Origin of the sequence: Leuconostoc suionicum (assembly GCF_001891125.1) — a bacterium.
In the GTDB taxonomy this organism is placed as follows: domain Bacteria; phylum Bacillota; class Bacilli; order Lactobacillales; family Lactobacillaceae; genus Leuconostoc; species Leuconostoc suionicum.
The window spans coordinates 1,777,501-1,789,724 of record NZ_CP015247.1 but is presented as its reverse complement, the minus strand read 5'-3'; the positions used below and the strand labels follow the sequence as shown (position 1 = coordinate 1,789,724).

The window sequence follows — 12,224 nt, the reverse complement described above, 5'->3', positions numbered from 1 at the left end:
AATTATCCTAAGTAAATATTATCTACATTGACAGCAGTACTAGCGGCTAATACCACTGCAATTGGATCTTCTTGATGTGCGGATTTTGTAGAGTCGGAAAGCAAGGTGAAACTATGTTTGCTCTGCGTTGCTAAACCGACATACGTTGAAAAATAGTCACCGGCAAGTTGCTGATCAATTAGAACCTTGCCAATGCTATGTGATTTAAGTGATGCGGCAAATTGTGATTGGATGTTTGAATTGCCTAATTGAGATACCTTAATTGCGACAATGACACGTTCTCGGAACGTGCCAAGATAACGGTTTTGCTCATCAGGGTTAATTTTTGGGCTGCCAGTACCAAGCTGTTCTTGTTGTAAGCGTTCATTGACGTCCATAATTTTCTCCATTAATGTTTGATACTTCTATTATACGTTATCTTAGTTGTTAATTTGTACCTAAACTCTCAGTCAATGGGGCGCAATGATAAACCTAGATGTTGTTTTGGTTATCTGGTATTAAACGTAGTGCCCAAAGAGTTAATATAATCGCTCCTAATCCCAGAAAAATAATTGTGGTAGCTATACCAAACGAACCAAGAAATGGTGCGCCAATCAGCATTGATGCTGCAATGACTTTTCCTAATTGAAAAATTGAACCATTAAAAGCAAGGTAGGCGCCACGTTTATTTTCTGGCATTAAATCGGCTAATTTTGATTGACGTGTTGGGACATACATCAATTCACCAAAAGATAATATGAAGCTTGACAAAATTAATAAGGGTAGCGTGTTGACGTATGCTTGCAGAGCGTAGCCTAATGTAAATAACATGGTGCCCATTACAAATATTTTTTTCGTATTGCGATTAGTTATCCAACGAGATATTGGTGCAGTAAACAAAACGATAATAGCTGTATTAATACTTGTCAATAGACTTAACATTTTTACACCATCAAATGATATACCCAACCATTTCGTATGGATAAAACTTTGTGCCAAATGGATGGCAATAAAGTTAGTACGTTGAAATTCAACACTAAGTAATAAGATGCCACCTAATGTGAAGATAACAAAACGAGCATCGCATAATACGATCTGATAACTATGAAATACAGACTGAAACCCAACGTGACTTTTTTTATTAATCGTTTGTTCATGGGTTTCAGTAATTAAATATTTGGTTAAAAGTAATGAATTAATATTTATGATAACTAGAATAGTAGTAAGTAATAAGAAATGTCGTTCAAATAACCAGCCACCAATGAGCATTCCAACCATCAATGCCAGGTTATTAGCCCAATAATTGATGGCATACATGAAAGCACGTGTTTTTTCAGTTGAGACGTCGATGAGCATTGCTTCACTAGCTGGGCTAATCAAGCCACTAGCAATATTTCCAACGTTATTAGAGCAACTCCAGCATTTAATTTTTCTTTTCAAGCAAACTGAAAATGAAAAAGATCGATATCTTATTTATTTGAAAATTGATAATTGGCTAATAGAACAAAACATCTTGTTCTACACGGCCCATGCTGTTCGAGAAATATATGTCCACCAGTTTTTAGTAAATGAAGGGGATCGATATGATTATAAAAATGCTTGGAAAATGCCAGAAATAAATAATTAAACGAATAAAAAAGTTCGCACAAAAAGGCAACCTAACTTTAGGTTGCCTTTTTGCTCGTTACTAATAAAAATAAAAAACGTCACCATGTTTTGGTGACGTTTCAACCAACTAAGAATTAAAATATTAACCCAAGTGGTTGTAATATTCGACGATCAATGCTTCGTTGATGTCAGCATCTAATTCTTCACGTTCTGGCAAACGAACGAGTGAACCTTCAAGCTTTTCAGTGTCTAATGATACGAATTGTGGGCGTGCCACAACTGATTCGATAGCAGCTTGAATAGGCAAGATGTTCTTTGACTTTTCGCGAACTGATACAACTTGTCCAGGTTGAACGTTGTATGAAGGAATATCAACGCGCTTACCATCTACTAAGATGTGACCATGATTAACAAGTTGACGTGCTTGTTGGCGTGTTGTTGCCAAACCGAGACGATAAACAACTGAATCTAAACGTTGTTCCAATGAGATCATGAAGTTAGTACCATGAGTACCCTTACGAATCTTACCAGCCTTGTTAAACAAAGCTTTGAATTGACGTTCAGTCAAACCATAAGTGAAACGCAACTTTTGCTTTTCGCGCAATTGCATTCCGTATTCAGAAATTTTAGCACGACGGCCGGCACCATGGTCACCAGGTGCGTAAGCACGACGTGACAATTCTTTACCAGTACCAGACAATGAAACACCTAAGCGACGTGAGATACGCCACTTTGGACCTGTATAACGTGACATGTATATGTCCTCCAAAATGTATTATGCTGTACATTTGAGGGTAAGTACCAGATGCGTGCAGCGCCTATCTTGACGTTTCTCAGAGCCAGTAGCTATGGCCTTACTAACGATTTGGGGCGTTGTTGACGCGCTTCTTTACTTACTGCTACTCAATTTAACAACTTATTACATGATATCAGAACCATTAAGGAATAGCAAATTGTTAAGAAAATTGTAAACGATTTGAGATTTAGCAAATCTCCTTTAATTGAACCGTATAAGTGCTAAGATGGAAAGTGAAAATTAAAAGGTTGGAAACTATCCATATGTTTAACTTTACAGTCTTAGCAATTATATTACTTTTGGTTGTCATCGCTTATTTAGCAATATTTGTGATGCAAAGAACTACGGTCAAAAAAGTTAGTGACCTCAGGGCAAGAAAAGATCAGCTTGAATCTTTGAAAGTTCGTGAAGAGCTTGTAGAGGGACGAAAGTTACCTTTAACAGGCCAGTCTTTAAAGAACTATCAGAAATTTGAGAGTGCTTTTAATGATGTTCAAAATAATAAGTTTTTGAAAATTGATCAACAAGCTAATTTAGTACTTTTTGAGGCTCGAGGCATAAACTTTATTAAGACACGTAATGAATTAGAACGTTTGCAAGGAATGGTGGATGACACGGAAACTACCATTAAAGATGTGCGGGCTGGTCTGCTTGATTTAAAGAAAACTGATGAAGAGCATCGCGAGGCAATCAATGATCTCAAGAAGAAGTATGAGGGATTGCGTAAGCGTTTGCTTGCTGAAAACTTTAAGTTTGGACCAGCTAACCCTGCCCTAGATAAGTTTTTGAGTCAATTAGAAGCAGACTACGACGAGTTTACAGAGTTAACAGAGAATGGTGATCATGCTACGGCTTCTGATATCTATGAACAGTTAGCGATGGAAACAACTCAAATGGAAAAAATGATGGCTGATATTCCAGAGTTGTTTGATCAATTAAACATTAAGTATGTTGATCAATTAAATGAACTAGCCCAAGGGCACACTAAGCTTGTAGAAGCCGGTTATGTTTTTCCAAATGATAGCGTGGAGCAAGAACTTCAAGCAATTGACTCACAACGCCAGCAAGTTTTGAATTTATTAGCAGATTTGAAGCTAAAGGAAGTAACTGAACAAACTGGATATATTGAACAGCGTATTGATGCAATGTACGAAACGATGGAAACGGAAGTAACGGCACGCAAGCACGTCACTAAAAATGCCGATCGTCTTTCTTCTGATTTATTGCGTCTGCGTGAGCAAAATCAGACACTATCTATTGAGCTGGATAGATTAGGTCAAAGCTTCCAATTTAATCATAAAGAGTTGGAAACAAGACGTACTTTACTTGAACAAATCAACATGGCAGAGGAGCAAATTAATCATAATGATGATTTACTTGAAGCCAAAGAAATATCATACAGTGAATTGCGAATTCAGCAAGAAAAATTGCTGAAGCAGTTTGAAGAAATTGAGACGCAACAGGTAGACATTTGGGATAAAATTTCTGGATTGGAAAAAGCTGATCGATCAGCTAGACAACTAGGTGGACAATATCAAAAAGAAGTGGAAGCAATTAAGAACGCCGTTGAACGGATGAACTTGCCTGGTTTGCCAGTCGCTTATCTGGAATATTTTTATGCCGTATCAAATGAATTAAAGCGCCTTGCTAAGTCATTAAATACAAATTTGATTGACATGGATGAGGTACAACGTCAATTGAACATTGTATCAGCTGACATTGATACATTAAAAGAAAAGACAGAAGAAATTGTTGATCAGGCTGCACTCACTGAACAGCTATTACAATATGCTAATCGTTATCGTGCTTCGAATGAACGTGTTGCTGCTGCGAGCGAGCAAGCACGAATGTTTTACGAGAGGGACTATAATTTCAAGCAGGCAATGGATATCCTCGGCTCAGCTCTTGACAGTGCTGAACCAGGTGTTTATGAAAGATTAGTTGATTCATACATGCGCCGAAAAACGCCGTTAGTATAGTCAAAATAAAAGGAGCCACCGTTATTGAGCGGTGGCTCCTTTTATTTTAGATTATGATAATTTAGAATGCTTAATACCATAGGAGAAGTACCAGATAATACCAAGGAGTAACCAGATGCCAAACATTTTGAGTGTCTCGGCAGATAGTTGCGTAATAAAGAACAAACTTATCATACCCGCAATAAAAGGTACAATTGGATAGCCAGGCACTTTGAAACCATCGTGAGCTAAATCTTTACGACGACGAAGAATTAGGATACCGAAATTAATAAAGGCGAATGCTGTTAAAGTACCCGCGTTAATTAAACTAGCCAATGTGCTGAGGGGGATAAGACCCGCGAAAATAACTTCAACGACAACTGCCAAAATTAATGCATTTACTGGTAAATGCGATCCTGGTGATATTTTACCTAGGCTGCGCGGAAGTAAACCGTCACGCCCGAAAGAATAAGTTAATCGGGATGAGGCATAGATCAGGGCTAATACAGCTGTGAACATACCGATTAACGCACCAATAGTAATGACGATAGAGAACTGTGTTTGATGTACAACTTGCAGCGCAAATGCTGCTGGGTCATCAACACCAAGTTTTTTATAATTGACAATTCCCGTTAACACTATAGAGAAGAGTGTGTATAATAGGGCTGAAATAATAACCGTACCAACAATACCTTTGGCCATTGTCTTTTGTGGGTTCTTAACTTCAGCAGCGTGGGCAGCGATGGTATCAAAGCCTAGGAAAGCAAAAATAATGCTAGCAGTTGCGGCCCAAATTCCGTTCAAGCCGCCCAATCCACTGTGAAATTCTTTAGGATAAAATGGTACATAATTGCTTGTTTTAATAAAAAATGATCCGCCAACAATGAATAAGATTAAAATAGCAATTTTGATAACTACTGCGCCATTTTCAACCTTCTTTGAAGTGTTTAATCCTCGTGACAGTATAGCAGCGACGAATAAGATAATTAATACTGCAAATAAATTGACAATTCCGCCTTCCATTGGGCCGGCAGATAAATATTTGGGGATATGAATGCCGAATATAGCTAATAAATTACCAAGGTAAGCTGAAAATCCAGTTGCAATTGCTGATACTGCTAAGAAATATTCGACAATTAATGACCAACCTAATAGCCAACCAATGATTTCTCCGTAAATAGCACCCCCATATGAGTAAGCTGAGCCAGCAACTGGCATGGCGGCTGAAAACTCAGCAAAAGCCATTCCTGATAATCCAGAGAAAATTGCAGCAATTAGAAATGCAATAGCTACTGCTGGACCCGCATGATCAGCGGCTTCGTGGCCAGGAAAAATAAATATTCCTGTACCAATGACTGTGCCTACTCCTAGACTAATTAAGTCGCGCGTTGTTAAAACACGCGACATATGTGAATCTGCACTTAGGTAATTATCAACAGATTCCCGCTTAAAAGCTCGCGCAAGAAGTGACATAATAGTTCTCCCATTTTTAATAGTTTTTGTACACCAGCTATTCTATCAATTTCAAGTATACTTGTCGAACTTTATAAATAGTTTTACGATACAATAATAACTAAGGAATTTGAATGATGAAAAATAACAAAGTTTTTGTAATTACTGGTGCCACAGGCGTCGGTAAGACAACAATTGCACGCTATTTGCAAGACACATATCGGATGCCACGAGTTCTAACGCATACAACGCGCCCCCCGCGGGAGCGGGAAGAAGACGGCATAGCCTATTATTTTGAAACTGATAATAGTTTTGAAAAGAATCATTATTTGGAACGGGTGCAGTATGCTGGATATAAGTACGGCTCATCATACGAGGCATTAGAGCGCGCTTGGGGAAAAAGTCCGTATGCAACAATTGTCTTGGACACTGCGGGGGCTATTACGTATTCTCAGGAACTAGGTGAGCAGGCTGTGATTATTTTCGTTACAGTCACGCATCCTGATATGCTAATTGACCGTGTGCAGGTTCGGGGAGATGATCCATTAGTGGTTGAACAACGAATAGCTTCGCCGGAATTTTTACGCGATGTAACCTTGCCAAAAGAACTGAAAAATGTTGCCTATGAACTAGCGAACGATGATTGGGCAAAAACTAAAGTACGTCTTGATCTACTTGTCAATGATATTATGAGCGGCCGTAGCCTACCTAAAAAAGGTAAAATGTGATTTTGTTAATAAGAAACTTGACAAATGATTGAATTAATATTAAAATTAATCTCATACAAAATAAAAAGGTTTTAACACAATGTCACATTTAATGAACAAAACTACAGCAAATTTTTACTTTAAGTATTTTGGCTAACTATCCAAGTACTTAAGGCATTTTGCGTAGGTATTCGGATTAATCTTCTGAATGCCTAGTGAGTTCATCTATATTTGAGCAAACGCACATTCAGAATTTTTTCTGGATGTGCGTTTTGTGTTAAATTAGGGAGAAAATTATGCCAGAAGTAAAACCCTCGTTATTGAATAATCTCAATCAACATTTGAAACTTGTTGGTCCATCTGCTATTCGAGCATTTGATATTGAGGTGAGTGAGATTCCAGATATTATTAAGCTGACGTTAGGGGAACCAGATTTTAATGTACCCGATCACATTAAACAAGCGGCAATTCGGTCGATTGAGGCAAATGATTCACACTATGCTGCATCAAATGGTACGATTCATTTACGTGAGGCTGCGGCTGGATTCTTGGCAGACCGTTATGATATCGATTACAATCCTACTAACGAAATTATTGTAACTATAGGGGCAACTGAAGCTATTTATGATACGCTCACAACTATATTAAATCCAGGGGATAAAATTATACTCCCCACACCGATTTTCCCATTATATATAGCAGTGGGGTTAGTAGATGGTGCTGAACCAGTATTTATCGATACCTCGTCAAATGATTTTGTATTAAGTCCAGAGATGCTAAAGGATGCAATTGCTAAGCATGGGGATGATATCAAAGCCGTTGTACTAAACTTCCCATCTAATCCAACTGGGGTTACTTACAATGATGAACAAATAAAAGCGATTGCAGATGTTTTGCGTGGTACTGACATTATTGTTATTTCCGATGAGATTTACTCTGAGCTATCATATGAAAATAGTCATGTATCAATGGCTAAATATTTGCCTGAACAAACAATTTTGCTGAATGGTGTTTCAAAATCACATGCAATGACGGGTTATCGCATTGGTATTTTGGCTGGTCCAGCACAATTGGTTCAAAAAATAGCGATGATTCACCAATTTGCAACAACAACTGCCTCTAATCCGGCTATGGCTGCAGCTGCAGAGGCGTTAGGGACAGAGGCAGGGCGGCAAGATACGTTAGTCATGAAGGCTGAGTATCTTCAACGACGTGATTATGTTTATGACACAATGACACAACTTGGTTTTAAAGTTGCTAAACCAGATGGGGCATTCTATATTTTTGCTAAAATACCGGCTGGCTATATTCAGGATGATTTTGCTTTTGCTCGTGATTTAGCTCAAAAGAATGGTCTAGCTTTGATTCCAGGTTCGTCATTTGGTCCTGGAGGAGAAGGATATATTCGACTAAGCTATGCAGCATCAATTGAAACACTGCAAAAAGCTATGCACCGTTTGACCGCTTATATGGAAGAAAATGGTAAATGAATAGAATATTGATGACAAGTGTGCGTAGTGACGAAGAGCAGGCTATTCGTCACTACGCTGAAAAGAATAATGTGGAAATAGTGATTTCTCGTGATGATTTCCATCCTGAAACACTACCTAACTTAACAGAAATTGACGGATTAATCATACAACAAACTGCAAAAATTGGTGGGAATCAACAATTTTATGATCATATTGCTAAACAAATAACTCAAATAGCGACACGGACCGCTGGATATGACATGATTGAAGTTGATCTGGCTAAAAAAGCTGGTTTAAAAATAACAAATGTACCAGCCTATTCACCCAGATCAGTTGCCGAAATGGCACTTATGCAGATACTGAGATTATTGCGTCATACGCCAGAATTTGAAAAACGGATTGCTAACAATGATTTTCGCTGGACCGGCCTGCAAGCAAGAGAAATTCATTCTGTTACCATCGGCATTATTGGTGTAGGGCGAATTGGTGGTACATTGGCAAAACTACTAAGTAGTATTGGTGTCAACGTCTTAGGTTACGATACGGACCCTGATACTTCACTTTGTGATGTGATTACCTACGTTACAAAAGATGAGCTGTTGGCACAAAGTGACGTAATTAGTATACATGTCGATTTAAATGAAACCTCAATTCACTTGCTTTCTGAGGCTGATTTCCTAAAAATGAAAAAAGGTGTGTTGTTAATAAATGCTTCACGTGGCCCAGTTATCAGCACAAATGATTTAATTACTTCTTTAGAAAATGGCCAAGTGGGTGCCGCGGCGTTAGATACGGTGGAAAACGAGTCCGGTGTTTTCAATCACGATTTACATAATCAGAGGGTGCAAGATGCACGCATCCAAAAACTATTATCAATGTCAAACGTAATTATTACGCCTCATGTTGGCTTCTTTACTAACATAGCCGTCAAGAACATGGTTGATATTTCGTTAGATGACACATTAATGATATTAAACGGTCAATCTTCACCACACGAAGTTTAAATTAAGCGCTTCGGCGCATACATAGGAAAGAAATATGAAATCAGTTAAACGTAGTTCCGCGGCAACAATAAAAAAATTCATTATTGATATATTGAATGGTACGAGCTTGGGTATAGTTTTGACTTTGATCCCTAGTGCATTGGTCAGTCAATTGCTGTTATTGTTTTCTGGTAACGAAATTGCTACCCAGATTGCGTTTATGACAACACTGATTCAAAGTACATTGCCATTAGTAGCGGGATTTGCTGTGGGTCAAATTTTAAAGTTGACAGTAATTGATTCAGGCGCCATCGCGCTTGCGATGTTTGTTTCTGCTGGTGTTGTGAAAAGCACAGCCAATGGCACGATTATTTCTGGTAGCGGTGTGATGCTCAATATTTTGTTTGTAGCCTTTTTGGCATCTATATTGGTAAAGATCACTGAGAAATCTTTTGGACATTTTAAAATATTATTACAGCCATTATTTGTAGCGGTTATTGCTGGCGGCATTGGGCTGATGACCTTACAGCCAATCAGTGTCTTGCAAACTTTGATAGGGGATGGCGTCGCCTATGCTACTGAATTAACACCACTAGTAATGGGCGCGGCCCTAGGGGTGATTTTTGCTTTTCTTATTGTTTCCCCATTATCTTCGGTAGGTATTGCGATGGCTATTAGCCTGGCAGGAGTTGGATCAGGCGCTGCTAATGCAGGAATCACAGTGGCAAGTTTTACATTAGCGTTAATGGGCGCTAGTGTGAATCCCATTGGTGGAACATTGGCGCATTTTGTTGGCTCACCAAAAATTCAAATGGCAAATATGTTAGTAAAACCCAAACTATTTATACCAACAAGTATTGGTGCGGCAATAATGGGTGCGGTAGCAACTATGTTGAATATCAAAGGAACGCCATTTTCCGCAGGGTTTGGATTCTCTGGATTAGTCGGTCCGTTGACGGCTTGGTCGGAATCAGACAAAAGCGTTGTATCTATATTTAGTGTTTTGCTGGTATTTGTCATACTTCCTATTATTATCGCTACAGTTTTAAAATGGTTATTCATGACTAAGTTGAAAATGATTAAAGCAGAAGATCTTAAGCTAACATTGCAGTAATTACTTAAGTAAAGGTAAAGGGAGAAGAACGAAAGAGAGGAAAGGGATAAAAAAGGGGCGGATAAAGCGAATGAGGAGAGGGAGTAAAGGGTTAAAAAGGGATAAAAAGCGAACGAGTAAAGGAAAGTAAAAAACAAGTAAAAAAGTAGTTGACGAGCGGGGTTAAAGTTGGTATATTAGTATATGTTCCAACGGAGCGAAGCGACGCAAAGCGTTGCGAGGCAAGGGGGAACGGGAGCGCGAAAGTAGTGAAGTCGAGAAAAACTTCTTAAAAGAAGTAGTTGACAAAGCGAAATGAGCGTGGTAAGATAATATAGTTGTCTCAGCGACAACGAGTAGCACATTGAAAACTGAACAAAACTTTGAACAAACGAATCTGTAGCTGTTACGTAAAGTAACAAAAACAAATTTGCGAAGTCAATTCGTAACAAACAATAAACGGATTACGTTATAGAGATATAGCGAAAGATAGTCAGTTTAATCGAAGAGCAATCTTCAAATTTTCAAATTGAGAGTTTGATCCTGGCTCAGGATGAACGCTGGCGGCGTGCCTAATACATGCAAGTCGAACGCACAGCGAAAGGTGCTTGCACCTTTCAAGTGAGTGGCGAACGGGTGAGTAACACGTGGACAACCTACCTCAAGGCTGGGGATAACATTTGGAAACAGATGCTAATACCGAATAAAACTTAGTGTCGCATGACACAAAGTTAAAAGGCGCTTCGGCGTCACCTAGAGATGGATCCGCGGTGCATTAGTTAGTTGGTGGGGTAAAGGCCTACCAAGACAATGATGCATAGCCGAGTTGAGAGACTGATCGGCCACATTGGGACTGAGACACGGCCCAAACTCCTACGGGAGGCTGCAGTAGGGAATCTTCCACAATGGGCGAAAGCCTGATGGAGCAACGCCGCGTGTGTGATGAAGGCTTTCGGGTCGTAAAGCACTGTTGTATGGGAAGAACAGCTAGAATAGGAAATGATTTTAGTTTGACGGTACCATACCAGAAAGGGACGGCTAAATACGTGCCAGCAGCCGCGGTAATACGTATGTCCCGAGCGTTATCCGGATTTATTGGGCGTAAAGCGAGCGCAGACGGTTTATTAAGTCTGATGTGAAAGCCCGGAGCTCAACTCCGGAATGGCATTGGAAACTGGTTAACTTGAGTGCAGTAGAGGTAAGTGGAACTCCATGTGTAGCGGTGGAATGCGTAGATATATGGAAGAACACCAGTGGCGAAGGCGGCTTACTGGACTGCAACTGACGTTGAGGCTCGAAAGTGTGGGTAGCAAACAGGATTAGATACCCTGGTAGTCCACACCGTAAACGATGAACACTAGGTGTTAGGAGGTTTCCGCCTCTTAGTGCCGAAGCTAACGCATTAAGTGTTCCGCCTGGGGAGTACGACCGCAAGGTTGAAACTCAAAGGAATTGACGGGGACCCGCACAAGCGGTGGAGCATGTGGTTTAATTCGAAGCAACGCGAAGAACCTTACCAGGTCTTGACATCCTTTGAAGCTTTTAGAGATAGAAGTGTTCTCTTCGGAGACAAAGTGACAGGTGGTGCATGGTCGTCGTCAGCTCGTGTCGTGAGATGTTGGGTTAAGTCCCGCAACGAGCGCAACCCTTATTGTTAGTTGCCAGCATTCAGATGGGCACTCTAGCGAGACTGCCGGTGACAAACCGGAGGAAGGCGGGGACGACGTCAGATCATCATGCCCCTTATGACCTGGGCTACACACGTGCTACAATGGCGTATACAACGAGTTGCCAGCCCGCGAGGGTGAGCTAATCTCTTAAAGTACGTCTCAGTTCGGATTGTAGTCTGCAACTCGACTACATGAAGTCGGAATCGCTAGTAATCGCGGATCAGCACGCCGCGGTGAATACGTTCCCGGGTCTTGTACACACCGCCCGTCACACCATGGGAGTTTGTAATGCCCAAAGCCGGTGGCCTAACCTTTTAGGAAGGAGCCGTCTAAGGCAGGACAGATGACTGGGGTGAAGTCGTAACAAGGTAGCCGTAGGAGAACCTGCGGCTGGATCACCTCCTTTCTAAGGATAATCGGAAAGCGACAGGGACTTAAGTGTCAATTTGTTTGTTTCAAAGTTTTGTTTAGTTTTGAGTGTGATACTTTAATAGGTATCATTGTCT

At 40.0% G+C, this 12,224-nt stretch carries 10 protein-coding genes and 1 rRNA gene; 7 read left to right on the top strand and 4 right to left on the bottom strand.

From position 1 onward, the window contains the following. Positions 1–2 precede the first annotated feature (2 nt). Together A6B45_RS08980 and A6B45_RS08975 are read right to left on the bottom strand one after the other, a co-directional pair. Positions 3–377 (bottom strand): YueI family protein, encoded by a 375-nt coding sequence (locus A6B45_RS08980; RefSeq protein ID WP_072614253.1) that lies wholly within the window; start codon positions 375–377, stop codon positions 3–5. A 94-nt stretch (positions 378–471) separates the two neighbouring features. After that, positions 472–1,335 (bottom strand): MFS transporter, encoded by an 864-nt coding sequence (locus A6B45_RS08975; protein ID WP_072614511.1) that lies wholly within the window; start codon positions 1,333–1,335, stop codon positions 472–474. Here A6B45_RS08975 and A6B45_RS08970 point away from each other — a divergent pair. Beyond that, positions 1,328–1,606, top strand: coding sequence for a hypothetical protein (locus tag A6B45_RS08970; RefSeq protein ID WP_227005836.1), 279 nt, complete (start codon positions 1,328–1,330; stop codon positions 1,604–1,606). The genes A6B45_RS08975 and A6B45_RS08970 overlap by 8 nt on opposite strands. Positions 1,607–1,729: 123 nt before the next feature. Here A6B45_RS08970 and rpsD read toward each other — a convergent pair whose 3' ends face one another. Continuing rightward, on the bottom strand, positions 1,730–2,341 hold the full coding sequence (gene rpsD / locus A6B45_RS08965; protein WP_072614252.1) for a 30S ribosomal protein S4: 612 nt from the start codon (positions 2,339–2,341) through the stop codon (positions 1,730–1,732). A 305-nt stretch (positions 2,342–2,646) separates the two neighbouring features. Here rpsD and ezrA point away from each other — a divergent pair, with 305 nt between their 5' ends. Then, positions 2,647–4,362, top strand: a complete 1,716-nt coding sequence (gene ezrA, locus A6B45_RS08960; protein WP_072614251.1) for a septation ring formation regulator EzrA — start codon at positions 2,647–2,649, stop codon at positions 4,360–4,362. A gap of 51 nt (positions 4,363–4,413) precedes the next feature. On the opposite strand, the gene A6B45_RS08955 is transcribed toward ezrA, so the two are convergent. Next, positions 4,414–5,814 carry an APC family permease gene (locus A6B45_RS08955; RefSeq protein ID WP_072614250.1) on the bottom strand — a complete coding sequence of 467 codons (1,401 nt, stop codon included), beginning with the start codon at positions 5,812–5,814 and terminating at the stop codon, positions 4,414–4,416. Between the two features lie 116 nt (positions 5,815–5,930). On the opposite strand from A6B45_RS08955, the gene A6B45_RS08950 reads away from it, so the two are divergent. The 5 genes from A6B45_RS08950 to A6B45_RS08930 all read left to right on the top strand — a co-directional run bounded on the left by A6B45_RS08950 (position 5,931) and on the right by A6B45_RS08930 (position 12,124). Beyond that, a complete protein-coding gene (locus A6B45_RS08950) occupies positions 5,931–6,521 on the top strand; it encodes a nucleoside/nucleotide kinase family protein (protein ID WP_072614249.1) in 591 nt (196 codons plus the stop codon). 275 nt (positions 6,522–6,796) lie between these two features. Continuing rightward, a complete protein-coding gene (locus A6B45_RS08945) occupies positions 6,797–7,990 on the top strand; it encodes an aminotransferase class I/II-fold pyridoxal phosphate-dependent enzyme (RefSeq protein WP_072614248.1) in 1,194 nt (397 codons plus the stop codon). Further along, entirely contained in the window at positions 7,987–8,976 is a 990-nt protein-coding gene (locus A6B45_RS08940) for a D-2-hydroxyacid dehydrogenase (protein WP_072614247.1), read from the top strand. Before A6B45_RS08945 ends, A6B45_RS08940 begins: the two co-directional genes overlap by 4 nt. Positions 8,977–9,010: 34 nt before the next feature. Next, positions 9,011–10,069, top strand: a complete 1,059-nt coding sequence (locus A6B45_RS08935) for a PTS transporter subunit IIC (protein ID WP_072614246.1) — start codon at positions 9,011–9,013, stop codon at positions 10,067–10,069. Between the two features lie 504 nt (positions 10,070–10,573). After that, positions 10,574–12,124 (top strand): 16S ribosomal RNA (locus A6B45_RS08930). Positions 12,125–12,224: the final 100 nt, after the last annotated feature.